The sequence below is a fragment of the Undibacterium sp. Ji22W genome, assembly GCF_049340305.1.
Taxonomy (GTDB): Bacteria; Pseudomonadota; Gammaproteobacteria; order Burkholderiales; family Burkholderiaceae_D; genus Undibacterium.
On the sequence record NZ_JBMPOU010000003.1, the window covers coordinates 649,464 to 667,858 of the forward strand.

At 47.1% G+C, this 18,395-nt stretch carries 14 protein-coding genes and 4 tRNA genes; 7 read left to right on the forward strand and 11 right to left on the reverse strand.

What is annotated here, in order from left to right:
* Positions 1-167: 167 nt before the first annotated feature.
* Positions 168-1,442, reverse strand: a complete 1,275-nt coding sequence (gene purD, locus ACO0KW_RS15315) for a phosphoribosylamine--glycine ligase (RefSeq protein ID WP_423054145.1) — start codon at positions 1,440-1,442, stop codon at positions 168-170.
* A gap of 72 nt (positions 1,443-1,514) precedes the next feature.
* Entirely contained in the window at positions 1,515-2,240 is a 726-nt protein-coding gene (locus ACO0KW_RS15320; RefSeq protein WP_423054146.1) for a YebC/PmpR family DNA-binding transcriptional regulator, read from the reverse strand.
* Between the two features lie 257 nt (positions 2,241-2,497).
* On the opposite strand from ACO0KW_RS15320, the gene ACO0KW_RS15325 reads away from it, so the two are divergent.
* Both ACO0KW_RS15325 and ACO0KW_RS15330 read left to right on the forward strand, forming a co-directional pair.
* A complete protein-coding gene (locus ACO0KW_RS15325) occupies positions 2,498-4,120 on the forward strand; it encodes a helicase HerA-like C-terminal domain-containing protein (protein WP_423054147.1) in 1,623 nt (540 codons plus the stop codon).
* A 761-nt stretch (positions 4,121-4,881) separates the two neighbouring features.
* The gene (locus ACO0KW_RS15330) at positions 4,882-5,721 is read left to right on the forward strand and encodes an alpha/beta hydrolase (RefSeq protein ID WP_423054148.1); all 840 of its coding nucleotides are present in this window, start codon (positions 4,882-4,884) and stop codon (positions 5,719-5,721) included.
* A 4-nt stretch (positions 5,722-5,725) separates the two neighbouring features.
* Here ACO0KW_RS15330 and ACO0KW_RS15335 read toward each other — a convergent pair whose 3' ends face one another.
* The 5 genes from ACO0KW_RS15335 to ACO0KW_RS15355 all read right to left on the reverse strand — a co-directional run bounded on the left by ACO0KW_RS15335 (position 5,726) and on the right by ACO0KW_RS15355 (position 11,433).
* Positions 5,726-6,247: a GNAT family N-acetyltransferase gene (locus ACO0KW_RS15335; RefSeq protein ID WP_423054150.1), complete on the reverse strand. Its 522-nt coding sequence runs from the start codon at positions 6,245-6,247 to the stop codon at positions 5,726-5,728.
* Positions 6,248-6,259: 12 nt separating this feature from the next.
* Entirely contained in the window at positions 6,260-8,056 is a 1,797-nt protein-coding gene (locus ACO0KW_RS15340) for an aminopeptidase P family protein (RefSeq protein ID WP_423054152.1), read from the reverse strand.
* Between the two features lie 55 nt (positions 8,057-8,111).
* Positions 8,112-8,588: a GNAT family N-acetyltransferase gene (locus ACO0KW_RS15345; RefSeq protein ID WP_423054153.1), complete on the reverse strand. Its 477-nt coding sequence runs from the start codon at positions 8,586-8,588 to the stop codon at positions 8,112-8,114.
* A gap of 15 nt (positions 8,589-8,603) precedes the next feature.
* A complete protein-coding gene (gene metG, locus ACO0KW_RS15350) occupies positions 8,604-10,658 on the reverse strand; it encodes a methionine--tRNA ligase (RefSeq protein WP_423054154.1) in 2,055 nt (684 codons plus the stop codon).
* Between the two features lie 337 nt (positions 10,659-10,995).
* A complete protein-coding gene (locus ACO0KW_RS15355) occupies positions 10,996-11,433 on the reverse strand; it encodes a pilin (protein WP_423054155.1) in 438 nt (145 codons plus the stop codon).
* Between the two features lie 291 nt (positions 11,434-11,724).
* Between ACO0KW_RS15355 and apbC the strand changes: the two genes are divergently transcribed.
* A complete protein-coding gene (gene apbC, locus ACO0KW_RS15360; RefSeq protein ID WP_423054156.1) occupies positions 11,725-12,828 on the forward strand; it encodes an iron-sulfur cluster carrier protein ApbC in 1,104 nt (367 codons plus the stop codon).
* Positions 12,828-13,955 (forward strand): bifunctional diaminohydroxyphosphoribosylaminopyrimidine deaminase/5-amino-6-(5-phosphoribosylamino)uracil reductase RibD, encoded by a 1,128-nt coding sequence (gene ribD / locus ACO0KW_RS15365; protein WP_423054158.1) that lies wholly within the window; start codon positions 12,828-12,830, stop codon positions 13,953-13,955. Before apbC ends, ribD begins: the two co-directional genes overlap by 1 nt.
* An 82-nt stretch (positions 13,956-14,037) precedes the next feature.
* On the opposite strand, the gene ACO0KW_RS15370 is transcribed toward ribD, so the two are convergent.
* The 3 genes from ACO0KW_RS15370 to ACO0KW_RS15380 form a co-directional block, all read right to left on the reverse strand.
* Positions 14,038-14,114: transfer RNA gene (locus ACO0KW_RS15370), tRNA-Pro, on the reverse strand.
* An 82-nt stretch (positions 14,115-14,196) separates the two neighbouring features.
* Positions 14,197-14,273 (reverse strand) — tRNA-Pro (locus ACO0KW_RS15375).
* Positions 14,274-14,359: 86 nt separating this feature from the next.
* Positions 14,360-15,265, reverse strand: a complete 906-nt coding sequence (locus tag ACO0KW_RS15380; protein ID WP_423054159.1) for a pseudouridine synthase — start codon at positions 15,263-15,265, stop codon at positions 14,360-14,362.
* Between the two features lie 238 nt (positions 15,266-15,503).
* Here ACO0KW_RS15380 and gltX point away from each other — a divergent pair, with 238 nt between their 5' ends.
* The 3 genes from gltX (at position 15,504) to ACO0KW_RS15395 (ending at position 17,351) form a co-directional block, all read left to right on the forward strand.
* Entirely contained in the window at positions 15,504-16,922 is a 1,419-nt protein-coding gene (gltX, locus tag ACO0KW_RS15385) for a glutamate--tRNA ligase (protein WP_423054160.1), read from the forward strand.
* 98 nt (positions 16,923-17,020) lie between these two features.
* Positions 17,021-17,096: transfer RNA gene (locus ACO0KW_RS15390), tRNA-Ala, on the forward strand.
* Positions 17,097-17,275: 179 nt separating this feature from the next.
* A tRNA-Glu gene (locus ACO0KW_RS15395) sits at positions 17,276-17,351 on the forward strand.
* 225 nt (positions 17,352-17,576) lie between these two features.
* On the opposite strand, the gene ACO0KW_RS15400 is transcribed toward ACO0KW_RS15395, so the two are convergent.
* Positions 17,577-18,161, reverse strand: coding sequence for a DUF302 domain-containing protein (locus ACO0KW_RS15400; RefSeq protein ID WP_423054162.1), 585 nt, complete (start codon positions 18,159-18,161; stop codon positions 17,577-17,579).
* Positions 18,162-18,395: the final 234 nt, after the last annotated feature.

Genomic DNA, 18,395 nt, shown 5'->3' on the forward strand with positions numbered 1-18,395 from the left:
TATGTGTGTTCCTGCAATGTAATTTGGAGGAAAGCAAGAGTAGCGCAATATGTAGTGGGCAAAAGCCAGAGTATTTTAACGTCATCCCTGCGAAGGCAGGGATCCAGTGTCTTTAAACACTTACGTCACTGGATTCCGGCCTACGCGGGAATGGCAATACCCGAAGTTCAGTGTTTACGATTCAGAGCACGCCATCCAATATCTTTACGATATTGCGCGCCTTTAAATTGAATTTTTTCAACGACATCGTAAGCATGTTTTTGTGCTGTCTTAACTGAGTCACCCAAGCCCACTACGCATAATACGCGACCACCTGTGACGCTCAGTTTCCCGCCAGCTAAAGCAGTGCCTGCGTGGAAGGTAATGCAATCCGCCGTTTCTGCTGGAATCCCCGTAATGTCCGCGCCTTTTTCAGGCGCATCAGGATAACCGGCCGCTGCCATCACCACGCCCATCGCTGTGCGTCGGTCCCATTCGAGTTCGACCGTGTCGAGTGTGCCATTAACTGCATGTTCCATCACACTGATCAAATCGGTTTTGAGACGCGACATAATCGGCTGTGTTTCTGGATCCCCCATACGGCAATTGAATTCCAAAGTTTTAGGATTGCCATGATCATCGATCATCAAACCTGCATACAAGAAACCGGTAAACACGATGCCGTCTTTTGCCATACCTTGTACCGTTGGCTGAATGATTTCGCGCATCACGCGAGCATGCAGTTGTGGTGTCACGATCGGTGCTGGGGAATACGCGCCCATACCACCGGTATTCGGACCCTGATCTTGATCGAGCAAGCGTTTGTGATCTTGGCTGGTTGCGAGTGCCAAGATATTTTTGCCATCCACCATGACGATGAAACTGGCTTCTTCACCTGCCAAAAACTCTTCAATAACAACGCGGGCACCAGCATCGCCGAGCTTGTTGTCAGACAACATCATATCGACCGCGGCATGCGCTTCTTCGATCGTCATCGCAACCACTACGCCTTTGCCTGCCGCGAGGCCATCGGCCTTGATGACGATAGGCGCGCCTTTTTGGTTCAAGTAATCATGTGCTGCTTGAACGTCAGAAAAAGTTTGGTATTCCGCGGTCGGAATATGGTGACGGTGCATGAAGGCTTTTGCGAAATCTTTGGAGCTTTCGAGCTGTGCAGCTTCTTTCGTCGGTCCAAAAATTTTCAAACCTTTTTCACGGAAGATATTCACGATACCCGCAGCGAGCGGCACTTCTGGACCGACCACGGTAAGACCAATATGTTCTTGAATCGCAAATTCTGCTAGGGCGTGCGGATCAGTAATGTTGATATTTTTGAGATTCCTATCGAGCTCTGTGCCGCCATTGCCAGGCGCAACAAAAATTGTTTGCGCACGTTCTGATTGCGCTAATTTCCATGCCAGTGCATGTTCACGACCACCGGAGCCGACCACGAGAATTTTCATTTTTTACTCTTGAACTTAAATATCGATTGATCTTGATTTGCCACGTTAACGCTGTAGGCGAGACGTCAAGCTTTAGTCTTCTAAAATCGCGTTGGTGAAAACCTCTTGGACGTCATCGAGATTTTCTAATGCATCAATAATCTTTTGCATCTTGATCGCATCATCACCAGTGAACACCGTTTCAGTTTGCGGCTTCATCACCACTTCTGCAACTTCAGGTTTAAAGCCAGCTTTTTCCAAAGCATCTTTAATCGCCGATAAATCATGTGGCGGGCAAGTGACTTCGATCCCGCCTTCATCATCTGTGACCACATCATCGGCACCTGCTTCTAAGGCTGCTTCCATCAAAGCATCTTCATTGGTGCCCGGAGCAAAAAACATTTGACCGCAATGGGTAAATAAGAACGCTACTGAACCTTCTGCGCCCATATTGCCACCAAACTTATTAAAAGCATGACGCACCTCAGCCACAGTACGCACGCGGTTATCGGTCATACAGTCAACAATAATTGCTGCGCCACCAATACCATAACCTTCATAACGAATTTCTTCATAGTTGGCACCTTCCAACGTGCCCGCACCGCGCTGAATCGCACGCGTGACGTTTTCTTTTGGCATATTCGCATCGAAGGACTTATCGACGGCTAAGCGCAAACGTGGATTGGATGCTACGTCTTCGCCACCCATACGCGCTGCAACTGTGATTTCTTTAATCAAGCGAGTCCAGATTTTGCCGCGTTTTGCATCGGTGGCTGCTTTTTTATGCTTGATGTTCGCCCATTTACTATGTCCTGCCATGATTGCTCTTTCTAAAATTGGCAATTCTTTGCGCTTATTTACACTTACTTCCAGTAATTTTTATCATTCCCTAACAATTATGTGATGTCGCGAAGGAAACTTTGCAAAGGATTGGTTTTATAATGAAGACCGCTATTCTAACATAGAGCACTTACGCAAAACCGCCGCTGACTTTGTCGGTTGGCGAGGATTGTTTAAGTTTTCGAGGTAGATCTGGATAATTATCTCTTTTTACGTATATTCAACCCAGGCAAATCATGTCAAAACAACTCCTAGTTGCTAAATCTCTTGCGAAAAATCAATCTTTTGATCTTCATTTGCTCTCTGACTGGGCGAATCGCCACGGTTGCATTACTGGCGCCACTGGTACGGGAAAAACCGTGACCTTGCAGGTGTTGGCGCAGTCTTTCTCGGATATTGGCGTGCCTGTATTTATGGCCGACGTCAAGGGTGATTTATCGGGTATGTCACAGGCGGGACAACTGTCGCCGAAGATGCAGCAGCGTTTAGAAATGCTCGGCGTAGAGGCACCGACATGGCAAGCCTGCCCAGTGACGTTTTGGGACGTATTCGGCAAGCAAGGTCATCCGGTTCGCGCCACGATTTCTGATCTCGGTCCGTTGCTGCTTGGTCGCATGTTGAATTTGAACGAAACACAAGAAGGCGTATTGCAACTGGCCTTTAAAATAGCCGATGACAATGGACTATTGTTATTGGATGTCAAAGATCTGCGCGCCATGCTGCAGTATTTGGGCGACAACGCCTCTGAATTTCAAACGGAATACGGCAACATTTCCGCTGCCAGCATAGGTGCAATTCAGCGTGCTTTGTTGGCGATGGCTGAGCAAGGTGGCGAGGAGTTCTTTGGTGAGCCAATGCTCAATCTTGACGATATGATGCAAACCGATACTAGTGGTAAAGGTTTTATCAATATCTTGGCCGCCGATCAGCTTTTGCAGTCACCGCGTCTGTATTCAACTTTTTTGCTGTGGATGTTGTCTGAGCTATATGAAAACCTACCAGAAGTTGGCGATGTAGAACAACCTAAGATGGTATTTTTCTTTGACGAAGCACATCTCTTATTTGATGAAGCGCCAAAGGTTTTATTGCAAAAAATTGAGCAAGTCGTGAGATTGATTCGTTCCAAAGGCGTCGGCGTGTATTTCGTTACACAGAATCCACTTGATATTCCCGATACGGTGCTAGGCCAATTAGGCAATCGTGTGCAGCATGCCTTGCGCGCTTACACGCCGCGCGATCAAAAAGCAGTGCAAGCCGCCGCTGAAACTTTCCGTCCAAATCCTGAACTCGATACCGCCGCTGTCATTAGTGAACTTGGTGTGGGTGAGGCCTTGATTTCTTTCCTTGATGAGAAAGGGCGTCCAAATATTGTGCAGCGCGGTTTTATCGTTCCGCCGGCATCACAAATCGGTGCAATTACGCCCGAACAAAGAAAAATCATTGTCGCCAATTCCATCGTTGCCGGCGTCTACGAAAAAGCGATTGATCGTGAATCAGCCTATGAAAAAATCAAAGGCCGTGTGTCACAAACGAGCGATGGCGGCAGCAAGTCGGCGCCGCCAGTTGCCAACGATAGTGAAGCTTGGGGGCGTTCGGCTGGTTCGCAGTCAACACAGTCATCCCAACCACGCTCGCAACCGCAATCTCAACAATCAGCACCAGCGCAACAAGAAGCTGAGGGCGGTGGAATCGCCGGAGCCTTAGGTGGTATGTTTGGGAATTTGTTTGGCGGCTCCGGGATGCGACGTAAAGACAATGTCGCTGAGACGATGGTGAAGTCGGCAGTGCGCACCATTGGTTCGCAGGTTGGACGTGAGATTATTCGTGGGGTGTTGGGGTCGATTATGAAGAAGCGGTAAGTTCTGCTTTGGTTACGTAGGTTGTTGCTGAACGGAGTGAAGCCCAACATCGGTTGATTCGTTTATCGTAAATTGTTTTCGATCGGTACTTTTTTCTCATTGACGTGTATGAGTGTTTGACGTTTGTAGGTCGGGGGTGGCCCGACAGCCACTCCCTTTCTTTGCTTCGCCAAAGAAAAGGAAGCAAAGAAAGGCGACCACGCTGCCACTGGCCTTCGGCTTCCCAATTGTGCAGGACAAAAAATGGGAAAGTGTTGAAACTCGCCTCCGGCTCAGACAACAACACTTTCTTTATCCATTTTCTGTCCTGCACAATTGGCAGTGTCAGAAGTGGATGAAGGTCAAAAGTAGAAGCAACATCAAAACAATCAGTACCTAAGGTCGTTCATTTTTCTAACAGCAGTTATAGGTCGTTGTTTTTGACTTGCTTTTGAATCTGTTTTTGACTTTGACCTGCTCCCGTTTGAGGCGATGTAATTTGTGCTTCACCGAAAATGGATAAGAAAGTGTTGCTGTCTGAGCGTAGCGAGTTTCAACACTTTCCCATTTTTTGTGAAGCACAAATTATGCTGAAGCGAAGCGTAAGCACCCCGAAGGGGCGAGTCTACGGTCGCCTTTTTTGGATTACCTTTTTTGGCGAAGCAAAAAAGGTAATTGGCCGTCGGGCCACCCCCGACCTACAGACCGTAAATCAACTGCCAACCAATAACCCACGAGAACCAACACTTCAAGGCATAACCAATACCGCTTGAGAGAACACCATGAACATCAAACACCTAATCACCATCATCCTATTAACCATCAGCTTAACAATTACTTCCGCCGCCACAGCCCAAGTCACAGTCAAACCCCTATTCATAGGCGAATCCATAGAGCTAGCCTCAAAAACCATGCAAGAAATCAGACGGATCAATGTCTACTTACCCGACGGCTATCAACAAGACCAATCAAAAACTTACCCTGTCATTTACATGCCAGATGGTGGAATTGCTGAAGATTTTCTACATATAGCTGGTCTGATGCAAGTATCGATCGCCAATGGCACGATGCGTCCATTTATATTGGTCGGCATTGAAAACACCGTACGTCGTCGCGATTTGACAGGGCCTAGTGATAGCGAATTGGATAAGAAAGCGATTCCTAATCTGGGTGGCGCAGACTTGTATCGCCATTTCTTAACGAAAGAGTTAATCCCTGAAATTGAGCAGCGTTATCGCACTACGAACGAGCGCGCCTTAGTGGGCGAATCTTTGGCGGGACTGTTCACGATCGAGACCTTGTTTCATATGCCTGAGATGTTTCAAACCTATATCGCGATCGATCCTAGCTTATGGTGGAATGACCAAGCCTTGACGGCGAGGTTTGCTGAAAAATTAAAGACAAATCCTCAACTACCAAAGAACCTATATTTTGCCAGCAGCGGACAACGCGGGATGGAGCAGGTGATCAAGAGTTTTGCGGAGATGCTGAAGCTTCAGCAACCGAAGGGCTTAAATTGGAATTACGAACATTTTGCTAAAGAAACGCATGCGACGATTTATCATCCAGCAGCATTGATCGCGTTTCGCAAACTATTTGCCCCAGTCGCTCCGCAACAATGAGGGCTTATGCGGGGCGTAACCAAGCCATAGGAACGTCGGCTTCTAGATTTACGTCGGGGCGGCGAACGCGTTGTGCGAAATGGCCTTCGATTTGAAATCCTAAACTTTGATAAAACGCCTGTGCTTTGAGGTTGGATTCACGTACAAATAACTCGACACGCAAAATATTAGGATGTTGGTTTTCGACGGAGTCCAATAAAGCAGTGAAAATCGCTCTACCAACGCCTACGCCTTGATACTCAGGATGGACTGCAATAGTGAGGTCGGAGAGTACGTGGGAAAACAATTTTGGTACGGGGGTGTAAGCATGAATTTCACCGACTACCGTTGTTCCTGCTTTGGCAATATAGCTGATGCCACGTGCTAGTGCGGCGTCCAAATTGTGGCGTATATAGTCGTCGGTAATTTCATCTTCAGTACGGGCGATCCCGCCACCTTGTCGCGCTACCTGTAAGTAGAGTGTTTTGATGCCAGCAAAATCGTCTTTGCTAGCTGGTACGACAAGGTAACTCGGTGCATCGCTCATACTCTGTTCTCTTTATTTGCTAATAGCTACAGTGCGTTGTTTGAGCCAATTGAGAGTATCGCCCTGCACGCGTGGTGAGAGGCGATGTAAGACTTCTTGATGATAGGCATTGAGCCAGTTAATTTCATCTTGCGACATCAAATCAAGCGCGATGCATCGGGTTTCAATCGGGCACAAAGTTAAGCTTTCGAATTGTAGATACTCACCGAATTCCGTGGTTTGTGCGGGTACACAAAGCAAGAGATTTTCTATGCGTACACCCCATTTTCCTGGGCGATAAATTCCAGGTTCATTGGATGTGATCATACCGATTTCCATCACCATATCGCTGTTGGGGATGGCACCAGATATCGATTGTGGACCTTCATGCACATTGAGGAAATAACCAACGCCGTGACCAGTACCGTGACCGTAATTAATGCCTTCCGCCCACATCGGCGCACGGGCAATCGTGTCGAGTGAAGTGGAATAAGTCCCATAGGGAAATTGCATGCGCGAGAGCGCGATCATGCCTTTTAATACTAGCGTGAAATCACGCTTCTGCTCTGCGGAAACTGTACCAACGGGAACCACGCGCGTGATGTCGGTGGTGCCGTTTAGATACTGACCGCCGGAATCAATTAGCAATAAGCCGTCACCTTCAATCACCGCATGTGAACTCGCGGTGGCGCGGTAATGTGGCATCGCGCCATTGCCGTTGAATCCAGCGATAGTGCCAAAACTCGGTGAAATAAAATGCGGCTGACGCGCACGTGCCGCGCAGATTTGTTCATCAATGGTGATTTCTGTGATGCGTTGTTGTCCTTGCGCTTGTTCAAACCACGCAAAAAATTCACACAAAGCAGCACCATCTTGCTCCATCGCTTCACGCACGAATTGCGCTTCGGCAGGATGTTTGCGAGATTTTTTGTGGACCGAGGGATTGAGGGCTTCCACAACCTTGACGTCTTTCGCAATTGCTTGCTGAAAACCATAAGTAATGCGGCGTGGATCGATCAGCAGGGTCGCGCTGGCGTTGAGATTTTGTAGTGCACTGGCTGCGTTTTCGTAAGGCTGGCAAGTGATACCGTCCTTGGCCAAGTTCGTAGTGATTTGTGGAGATACTTTATTCAGTGGCACAAACAACGTTGCACTATCCAAGCCTATCAATGCATGGGACACAAAGACAGGATTATAGTTAACGTCAGCGCCACGCAAATTGAAGATCCAAGCGATGTCATCGACGGTTGAGACAAAATGCAAGTTCGCACCTTTAGCTTGCATTTGTTCACGCACGGCGGCCAGTTTCTCGGCGCGGCTGACGACGGCAAAGGGAGCGAGATGCTCGTAAATGGGGGCATCTGGTAAGGCGGGACGGTCACTCCAGACTTCATCCAAGATATCGAGTTGGGTATTGAGAATAATTTGCTTCGGTGCTAACGCGGCTTGCAAGGCGCGGGCGCTGGCTAAGCCGAGGACATTGCCATCGACGACTAGCGTTTGGCCGGCTTGTAAATGCTGTGCCAGCCAATCAATGTGTGCGGTCGCTGCAGCTGATCGAATTTTCATCATCGTGATGCCAGTTCCGGCCAATTCGATTTCGGCCTGTGACCAGTAACGGCTATCGACCCAAAGTCCTGCAAAATCGGCGGTGACAATCAAGGTCGCAACGGAGCCAGTGAAGCCAGAAAATACTTCTCGGCCTTGCCAGCGTGCTGGCAAATATTCTGATAAATGTGGATCTGCGGAGGGAATCAAGCAGGCTTGCACACCGTGTTTTGACATTGCACCACGAAGATCATTTATGCGTTGTGGAATAGAAGTGCTCATAGAGATTCCTGTGAAAACCATCTCCTCAAAACAGTCAGAAATGGATGCTCGATATTTATCGGAGAAAACGCCGCATCACATGCGGCATAGGTTCATTCGGGTTGGCATGCGCGTATTCGAGCTCGGGCGCAAGTTCAAATTCGTAGGCGGTGTAAAGATCGACCAAGCGCGGCTGATCAGTGCGTACACCTAAACGTAATTCTTCGACACCGGAAGTTTGTGCCTGATGAATCACGGCTTCAAGTAAATGCTGTGAGAGGGCTTCACCACGGAAAGCAGGAAGGATACCCATGCGGCGCATTTCCCATGTGCTGGTTTCGCCATCGACGGGGAGCCAGCGCACCGAACCGGCTGGCTCTTCATCCACTAGCAAAATAAAGCCACCGCCTTGATTTAGTTCTTCGGCGACTTTGTCACTACTTTCATGATGTCCGGATGAGGTGGCTGCTACTTTACCTGCCCAGCAAGTTCGGGTCAGATGCGCCAAGAGTGGCGCATCTGCTGTATTGGCTTCGCGTATGACGATGTCCATAGCGTAAAAAAGATATTAACGAACGCGCATACCAGGTTCAGCACCAGGCCATGCTTCAAGAATATATAAACCCGGATTTGTTTTCTCGTCAGCTGCAGAAGCTGCTAAGACCATTCCTTCGGACATGCCAAATTTCATCTTGCGTGGCGCCAAATTGGCGACCATGACGGTGAATTTACCGATTAATTGTTCTGGCTGATAGGCAGACTTGATGCCAGAGAACACATTTCGTGTTTTGCCTTCGCCCACATCTAAAGTCAGACGCAAGAGTTTGTCCGAGCCTTCGACGTGTTCGCAATTGACGATTTTAGCGATACGTAAATCGATCTTGGCGAAGTCATCAATTTTGATTTCTTCGGCTAAAGCTTCTATGCTCGGTGCGCTCGCCACTGCTTCCGTAGCTGTAGTAGCGGTGACTGGCGCATCAAACAATTGATCAAAAATCTTAATATCAACGCGCTGCATCAAATGCACGTAAGGATTGATGCTGTGCTGATCTGGTAGTGGCGTATTGACGCTTGCCCAGTTGAGCGGAGCAATATTCAATTGCGCTTCAACTTGACTCGCTAACTGCGGCAACACAGGCTTTAAGAACACGGTCAAAATACGGAAGGCTTCTAACAAGCGGCTGCAAACTTCCTGCAATTTCGCATCATTCTCAGCTTGCTTTGCCAATTCCCAAGGCTTGTTTGCATCCACGTAGGCATTGATGATGTCGGCTTGCTCCATCACGGCGCGCAAGGCTTTGCCAAATTCGCGCGCTTCATACAGCGCTTGAATATCGCCCGAGACTTTGCGTAGATTTTGGATGAAGGCATCTTCACTTGTCGCCCATGCTGTATTGACGACACCATCAAAACGTTTGGTAATAAAACCTGCTGCACGACTGGCGATGTTGATGTATTTGCCGATTAAATCAGAATTAACGCGTGCTACGAAGTCATCCGGATTCATATCCAGATCTTCAACTTTGGCATTCAATTTTGCTGCGAAGTAGTAACGCAGCCATTCTGGGTTCATCCCGATGTCGAGATAACGCAAAGGCGAAATGCCGGTGCCGCGTGACTTAGACATTTTTTCGCCAGAGACCGTCACGAAGCCATGTGCATACACATTGTCTGGTGTTTTGTAACCAGAGAATTTCAACATCGCAGGCCAAAACAGCGTATGGAAATAAGTAATGTCCTTGCCGATAAAGTGAATCTGCTCAGTCGTCGGATCTGCCATAAAAGCATCAAAATCACGTCCGGTTTTATTGAAATAATTTTTTAGTGACGCGAGGTAGCCGACTGGCGCATCGAGCCATACATAAAAATATTTGCCCGGTTGATCAGGAATCTCGATACCGAAATACGGCGCATCGCGACTGATATCCCAATCGCCGAGACCGCCTTCACCTTCTAGCCATTCTTTGCATTTATTGGCGACTTCTGATTGCAGACGATTGTCTTGCAAAGCCCAGCCGCGCAAAAATTCTACGCATTTATCGTCCGATAATTTGAAGAAAAAATGCTCGGATGACTTCATCACTGGTGTTGCACCAGTTAATACGGAATAGGGACTTTTTAAATCCGTTGGTGCATACACCGCCGAACATACTTCGCAAGAATCGCCATACTGATCTTTCGCGCCGCATTTTGGACATTCACCTTTGATATAGCGATCCGGCAAGAACATGTTCTTAACCGGGTCATAAAACTGTTCTATCGTTTTGCTGGTAATAAAACCCGCAGCCTTCAGTTTACGGTAGATATCTTGTGATAGTTCATGATTTTCCGCGCCATCGGTCGAATGCCAGTTGTCAAATTCAATATGAAAACCATCGAGATACTGCTTGCGTCCAGCGGCAATCTGACCAACAAATTCTTGTGGTGTGATGCCTGCTTTTTCAGCAGCAATCATAATCGGCGCACCATGCGCATCGTCAGCACAAACGAAGTTAACTTCATGCCCCGACATTCGCTGATGACGAACCCAGATATCAGCCTGGATGTATTCCATGATGTGGCCGAGGTGAAAAGGGGCGTTAGCGTAGGGAAGGGCAGTAGTGACGAACAGCTTGCGGCTCATAATGAATGATTGCTTTTAATTAAGGAGGAAAGACGCTATTTTAACAGCGAATAGGTAACTAAAGTGACTTGAACATCATCGTCAACTTTTAACTACTTCGAAGTTTACAATGCTAATAAATGTTTATTTCGTCGTGTTCGCATATTGATGACTTACACATTAAATATTGGATGAATCATCTATTTGTGTTGTGATTTGTGATTTGTGCTTTGAATATGGGTGTTTGATCCACATGTTGCGTCAATAGGTTAATTCAGAGTGTTTCAGAGAGTCTTTCGTATTGACGAAAAAAAACCCACCGAAGTGGGTTTTTTAACTTTTTAACTAGATCGCAATATTAGCAAATTGCTGGTGTACCTGTTCTGCATGTACCGCCAACTGCCCAGTTAACTTTACCAGCAGCATATGTTGGGGTCAAAATGTATGTTTCGCCAGTTAAGCCATTGCCAGTTTCTGCAGTCGCCGTAATAACACCAGCTGCTGATGTTGTTACTGAGTTGACACGTCCTGATGCTCCAATATTAGCTGGAACGCCATTTGGATCAAGTGCTGTTGCTGGACCGCAAGCAGCGATAGGAGCAACATCTTTATCCTGAGCACAAATTTCAACGGCAATTTTTGTACCGTTTGTTGCCAATACAACTTCAGAGAACTTCGCTTTTTTCGTGTAGTTTTGGTATGCAGGCAAAGCAACTGCTGCCAAGATACCGATAATTGCAACGACGATCATCAATTCGATCAATGTAAAACCTTGTTGTACGCGTGTAGATTTCATAATAGTGCTCCCTGAGATTAAATTAAAAATTCGGTGAAACTGCTTGCTACGTCCTCTCTTATGCAAGTGATGTGCCAGCTTTAAAATACGGGGTTTTAGATGCTTTAATTAATTTTATGGTAATTAATTTACGTTTTTCTGACAAATTTTGTCAGGTGTTCACTTGCAGCTTGCGAAAAATTGTCAGTTTTATGGTTATTTTTGTGCCGTTATAGGCAGTTTGACTACAGGGTTATCTCAGAGATTTGGCATAAATTACGTTAGACTTGCGGAAATTCAACGGAGAATCGTATGTCGGCAATAAATCAAGATCCAGTAATCGAGCAAATCAAAACTACTTTATCGTCGGTGATCGATCCGAATACCAGTAAGGATTTCATCTCGACGAAATCCATCAAAAATATCCAGATCCGGGCGGGTGTTGTTAGCCTAGATGTGGAGTTGGCTTACCCAGCTAAAAGTCAGTTTGATCTAGTAACGGGATTAATTAAGAAGGCTTTGTCTGGCTTGTCTGGCGTGCAACAAGTACAGGTCAATATCAGTAGTAAAATTGTGGCACACGCCGTGCAACGTGGTATCAAGCTAATGCCTAATGTGAAGAATATTATCGCGGTGGCTTCTGGTAAAGGCGGTGTCGGTAAATCGACGACCGCAGTGAATCTTGCACTTGCCCTAGCTGCAGAAGGAGCGTCCGTGGGTTTATTGGATGCGGATATTTATGGCCCATCCCAGCCTATGATGATGGGGATCAATGGGCGCCCTGAATCAGCCGATGGCAAGACGATGGAGCCATTGGAAAACTATGGTGTTCAAGTGTCTTCGATCGGTTTTATGATTGATCCTGACTCGCCTATGGTGTGGCGCGGCCCTATGGTGACGCAAGCTTTACAGCAGTTATTGGAGTTGACCAATTGGCGTGATCTGGATTATTTGATTGTAGATATGCCACCGGGCACGGGCGACATTCAATTAACCCTGTCGCAGAAAGTCCCAGTCACGGGTGCGGTGATCGTGACTACTCCGCAGGATATTGCTTTACTGGATGCCCGTAAGGGCTTAAAGATGTTTGAAAAGGTCGGGATACCTATTCTCGGCATCGTTGAAAATATGAGTACGCATGTCTGTTCCAATTGCGGTCATACCGAAGCTATTTTTGGCGCTGGCGGCGGTGAAAAAATGTGCGCGGAATATGGTGTGGAATTCTTGGGCGCCTTGCCGTTGACGATGGCAATTCGTGAGCAAGCAGATTCGGGTAAACCTACCGTAGTCGCTGATCCAGATGGACAGATTGCGACTATATATAAAGAGATCGCACGCAAAGTGGCGATTAAAGTCGCCGATAAAGCGAAAGACATGAGTAGTAAATTTCCGACTATTACCGTACAAAACACCTGATGAGTTATTTGCCAAAATTCTCGCCACAAGATCATGCGTATATGCGTCAGGCACTGGAGTTAGCTTCTCGTGCCACGATGGCGACTTCGCCTAATCCTAAGGTTGGTTGTGTCTTAGTTAAAGATGGAGTGACTCTGGGGCAGGGATGGACTCAGCCCGTCGGACAAGCGCATGCCGAAGTGATGGCGTTGCGTGATGCAGCTGCACAGGGTAACTCTGTGCAGGGCGCAACGGCCTATGTGACGTTAGAACCTTGCAGCCACTTTGGTAGAACGCCACCCTGCGCGAATGCCTTAATTGAAGCGGGTCTTGCGCGCGTAGTGGCGGCGATTGAAGACGCTAATCCGCAAGTAGCAGGACGCGGATTTGCCATGTTGCGTGACGCAGGGATTGAGGTTGCGCATGGTTTGCTGGCAACGCAAGCACGCGAGATGAATATTGGTTTCTTTAAGCGTATGGAGACCGGCAGGCCTTGGGTGCGTTTGAAAATGGCGGCGAGTCTTGATGGATTTGCGGCGTTACCAAATGGGCAAAGCCAATGGATTACCGATGCAGCTGCACGGGAAGATGGGCATCGCTGGCGCGCTCGGGCAGACGCGATTTTAACTGGTATCGGCACTGTGCTGACGGATGATCCTCAATTGACAGTGCGTTTGCCGGGCGATGAGAAAGTGCCGGCCCATCAACCGCGTAAGCTTATCGTGGATTCGCAGCTACGTATGCCCATCGACGCAAAACTTTTTCAGAGCGGTGAAGTAACGGTTTTTCATGCGATAAAAAATGTCGAACGAGAAAACGCCCTACAGAGTATGGGTGCTGAATTGCGGTTTTTGCCTGGTGCGATACCGTCAACAAACTCTCAGGTAGATTTGCTTGAACTAATGCATGTATTAGGGCGCGAGCAAGTCAATGAACTGCATGTGGAAGCCGGTGCAAAATTGAGTGGTGCCTTGATTCAAGCCGGGTGTGTCGATGAATTACTGTTATATCTGGCACCGAAATTATTGGGAAGTGGAATGCCCATGTTTGCTTTGCCCGAATTACAGCGAGTTGATGAAGCACAGTCTTTGAAGATTCATGAAATGCAGCAAGTTGGTGAAGCTATTCGAGCATTGGTGCGGTTTTAATTTCAACGAATGTATCGAATTGACGAAATTATCGAGTTGTAAAACAAAAAAGCCCCGCTGATTTCTCAACGAGGCTTTATCTTGGTCGGAGTACAAGGATTCGAACCTTGGACCCCCTGGTCCCAAACCAGGTGCGCTACCGGGCTGCGCTACACTCCGAAAACTGCTGGCAAATGAAAAATCATCTGCAAAATTGGTGAAACTAAAAAGGATCGTCGATTTCTCAACGATCCTTCAAATTTGGTCGGAGTACAAGGATTCGAACCTTGGACCCCCTGGTCCCAAACCAGGTGCGCTACCGGGCTGCGCTACACTCCGAGAAGCGAGATAATACTTCGAGCCGTGATTCTTGTCAACCGCCTTGCTATAGATTTGATCAACATCAAGCTTGGTTGTGAATCGGGTCAAAGACTTTGTTGGCTGTGAAATTCCCTTTTCGTTAGACTGAAGGGATCGATAAAGGCAATAGACTTTGCCAGTAATCGTAACGGTTTGCTGTAGTCGTCACTGCCCATTGCCTGTGCCACCGGATAAAACTGATCATTCAGTATCGGAGCTCCCAGGCTTGCCATGTGTAGCCGCAGTTGATGCTTTTTGCCAGTGCGCGGCTGCAAATGATATAAATCGATTTCGCCACGCGGTTCGAGTACGCTGATGAATGTTTCACTATTCGCTTCGCCAGGGACTTCATGCATGACGAAGAAACGGTCGCTTTCTTCGATGCGACTTATTTTGTGATGCGGAAAAGATTGTAGTGGTAAATGCGCTGCCAGTGCATGATACGATTTTTCGATTTCACGTGTTTGAAATAGACCTTGATAAGCGCCACGGCTTTGAATTTGTTTGGAAAATAGAATAACGCCTGCCGTTTCTCGGTCTAAACGATGCAGAGGCGTCAGATGATTGATACCTGTGCTGGCTTTTAGGCGTACTAACAGAGTCTCGCGCAAATATTGTCCGCCGGGTGTGACGGCCAAAAAATGCGGTTTGTCGACTACTAATAAGTGCTCATCTTCAAAGAGTATTTTTTCTTGAAATGGAATTGCAGCTTCATTTTCGATTTCGCGATAGTAATAAATACACATGCCGCGCTTTACCTGGCTTTCTGCATGCAAATAATGACCTTGAGCATCGCAAACTTCCAATTTTTCCATCCGCCTGCGCCAGACATTTGGGTGGACGTCGGGAAATTGTTGCGACAAAAATGCTAATGCATTTTCCCAATGACCTTCGGGTAGCCAGATGTAACTGGGGCCGACGCCATGTTTATAGGGTAGGGGAGTCAGCGATTTTTGATTGGATGCGTCCACAGCGGTCAATAATGAGTGAATAAAAAGCGAATATCGAACAAATAACGAACAAATGGTTTGCGGAAGATCGGCATACTAACATCTGGATGTGGTCTGATGCATGTGTGCCAGTGGCGGGCGGTTTGGCCTTGAAGTATCTTCTAAGGCGTTAAAACGGTAAAATAGCGCTTTTACTTTTGCGCGACCCTTTCATAGAATAATAATTTTTATTACGCATGTTGAAATTCGCCTTGTATCCATGACTGCTTCCCATTTACCTACTCCTACCACACCAGTGCGCACACGCTTTGCACCTAGCCCGACTGGTTATTTGCATGTTGGCGGTGCTCGCACTGCCTTATTTAGTTGGGCATTTGCGCGTCATTTTGGCGGCACCTTTGTGTTGCGCATTGAAGATACCGATGTGGAACGCTCCACACCTGAGGCCGTACAGGCGATTTTAGATGGAATGAGCTGGTTAAATTTGCAGCATGACGAAGGTCCGTATTATCAAATGCAACGTATGGAGCGTTATAGCGAAGTCTTAGCAAAAATGCTGGCCGATGGCACTGCTTATCATTGTTACTGCTCGACGGATGAAGTCGAAGCCATGCGTGAACGTCAACGTGCTGCTGGTGAAAAACCGCGCTATGACGGTACTTGGCGTCCAGAATCTGGTAAGACCCTGCCGACGATTCCCGTAGACCGCAAACCAGTGATTCGTTTCAAGAATCCTCTCGACGGCGAAGTCAGTTGGAATGATGTCGTCAAAGGCACGATCACGATTTCGAATCGCGAGTTAGATGACTTAGTGATCGCCCGACCAGATGGCACGCCGACTTACAATTTCTGCGTAGCGGTCGATGATAGCGATATGCAAATCACCCACGTGATTCGTGGGGATGATCATGTGAATAATACCCCGCGCCAAATTAATATTTTAAATGCGCTTGGCGCACCTTTGCCGTTCTATGGACATGTGCCGATGATCCTCGGCACGGACGGCCAAAAACTTTCCAAGCGTCGTGATGCAGTCAGCGTGATGGATTATTTGGGCAAAGGGTTTTTGCCAGAGGCCTTATTGAATTATCTGGCCCGTTTAGGTTGGAGTCACGGCGATGATGAAGTCTTCAGCATGGAACAAATGGTCAGTTGGTTTGATCTTTCACATCTGTCAGGTTCGGCAGCGCAATTTAATCCAGAAAAATTGGCATGGTTGAACAACCACTATATTAAGGCGGCTGACAATCAACGCTTAGCGGACTTAATTCGCGCCGATATGGAAAAGCTTGATGCGCAATTTGAAGGCGCTCCAGCGCTGGCAGCGGTTATAGCATTGCTGAAAGAGCGTACGAACACCACGGTAGAATTGGCACAATCCGCGATGCTGTTCTACCGCCAACCGGCACCTGATGCTGCTTTGGTGTCACAACATATTACTGATGCGATCAAGCCTGCTTTGCAAGAATTCACACAAGCTTGTGCGACGGTTGAGTGGAATAAAGCAGCCATCTCAGTAATGATGAAAGAAACCTTGGCGAAGCATAGTTTAAAAATGCCGCAACTCGCGATGCCTTTGCGTTTGCTGTTAACGGGTCAGTTGCAGACCCCATCGATTGATGCCGTGATTGAATTGTTTGGTCGAGAAGTTGTGCTAGCACGCCTTGCTAAAGCTTAATCATTTTCGGTTCAACACTGAATGCATAAGCTATCTCGCAAGCTTTAAGCTTTACAAGCAAAGTCGAACCTTGCTATACTCCCGTTTCTGTTTTGTGCGGGGGTATAGCTCAGTTGGTAGAGCGCTTGCATGGCATGCAAGAGGTCAGCGGTTCGATTCCGCTTACCTCCACCACGATCAAGTTTGTCACTCAAATCAATAAAGTATTTTTTAGAAGTTTAAGAAAAATGCTTGCCAGAATGAAGAAGTTGAGTATATAATCTTGGTCTTACTTGATCGCAAACGTGAATAACAAAGCGAAATAAAGCAAGTAAAAAGCAGTAAAAAAGGTCAGTAATAAGGACAGATTTTATGTCCCCATCGTCTAGAGGCCTAGGACATCACCCTTTCACGGTGAGTACAGGGGTTCGAATCCCCTTGGGGACGCCAGATAAAGCCGCTAAGTTTAAATACTTAGCGGCCTTTTTGTTTGCGCAGCGTAAAGCGAGCACTGCTCGCGCCCCGGATTCCATAATATTTCTTGTATGCGAAAACCGATGTACCGTATTTGAAGGTGAAATTTCTTTTGGCGAGCAAGGATTGTGGTTTCTTTCACTGAAATAATTTGAATGTGTATTTTGAGGGGAAGTTTGAATACCATCGGAAAGGCGCTTTTTAGAAATCTCCCTGCGAAGCTTTTTCCATCATTTTCCATATCGTGTCACGCACCTTCATCGCATCTGCAGCTAAATCCGGTGGCAATTTCCTGCCCATTTTGATCATCATGTCCATGTTTAAGGTGTACATCCATAGGCCGTCTTCTTTCTCGATGACAGAAATTCGGCAGGGTAAATAAGCGGCCATATGAGGGCTAAAGTCGACCATTTTTCGTGCGGTCGCAGGAGAACAATATGAATATACCTTCAAGAATTTTTCTCTTTTGCCTGATCGGGCTTCTAATTCTTTGGATAGCGGAAGTTCACCTACTGCGCGCATATTGTCTTCGACCGCAATACTTTGCAAAGATTGTTCAATTTGCTCAATTGTGACGCCATCTTTCACTTTGCGCTCCCAAGTAGTTGCCACCGCTATGTCGCCTTTGGAGTCAACCCAGCGATCCCACATTTTTGACGATTCGCAACCCGCGCCATCGGCTAAATTATTGATCGCTCTAATAGTTCCACAGCCCGTTAACAGGATGCACGATACGAGAAGCAATCCTGCGTATTTGAATGATTCGAGCGTTTTGTGGATTTTCATTGTTTAGGTTCCTGGTAATTAATTGTGCAGCGTCGATCTGATTTGATGGCGCGATGATATGAAGTAGGGCTTAAGTGAAAACCATTCCATTACTCTATCGCTATTTAGTTATTTAGTAAATTTTGAAAGGTGAACTTGATGCTATTTCCCCACATTGAGTACGCTAGTACTCACATATATTTGATGACATCGAAGATGGCTGGTTATCCCGTATTCGGTAAATGATTGCGGTGG

Coding starts and splice junctions, on each gene's coding strand:
- purD (WP_423054145.1), bottom strand. CDS start 1,442: ATGAAAATTCTCGTGGTCGGCTCCGGTGGTCGTGAACATGCACTGGCA.
- ACO0KW_RS15320 (WP_423054146.1), bottom strand. CDS start 2,240: ATGGCAGGACATAGTAAATGGGCGAACATCAAGCATAAAAAAGCAGCC.
- ACO0KW_RS15325 (WP_423054147.1), top strand. CDS start 2,498: ATGTCAAAACAACTCCTAGTTGCTAAATCTCTTGCGAAAAATCAATCT.
- ACO0KW_RS15330 (WP_423054148.1), top strand. CDS start 4,882: ATGAACATCAAACACCTAATCACCATCATCCTATTAACCATCAGCTTA.
- ACO0KW_RS15335 (WP_423054150.1), bottom strand. CDS start 6,247: ATGAGCGATGCACCGAGTTACCTTGTCGTACCAGCTAGCAAAGACGAT.
- ACO0KW_RS15340 (WP_423054152.1), bottom strand. CDS start 8,056: ATGAGCACTTCTATTCCACAACGCATAAATGATCTTCGTGGTGCAATG.
- ACO0KW_RS15345 (WP_423054153.1), bottom strand. CDS start 8,588: ATGGACATCGTCATACGCGAAGCCAATACAGCAGATGCGCCACTCTTG.
- metG (WP_423054154.1), bottom strand. CDS start 10,658: ATGAGCCGCAAGCTGTTCGTCACTACTGCCCTTCCCTACGCTAACGCC.
- ACO0KW_RS15355 (WP_423054155.1), bottom strand. CDS start 11,433: ATGAAATCTACACGCGTACAACAAGGTTTTACATTGATCGAATTGATG.
- apbC (WP_423054156.1), top strand. CDS start 11,725: ATGTCGGCAATAAATCAAGATCCAGTAATCGAGCAAATCAAAACTACT.
- ribD (WP_423054158.1), top strand. CDS start 12,828: ATGAGTTATTTGCCAAAATTCTCGCCACAAGATCATGCGTATATGCGT.
- gltX (WP_423054160.1), top strand. CDS start 15,504: ATGACTGCTTCCCATTTACCTACTCCTACCACACCAGTGCGCACACGC.
- ACO0KW_RS15400 (WP_423054162.1), bottom strand. CDS start 18,161: ATGAAAATCCACAAAACGCTCGAATCATTCAAATACGCAGGATTGCTT.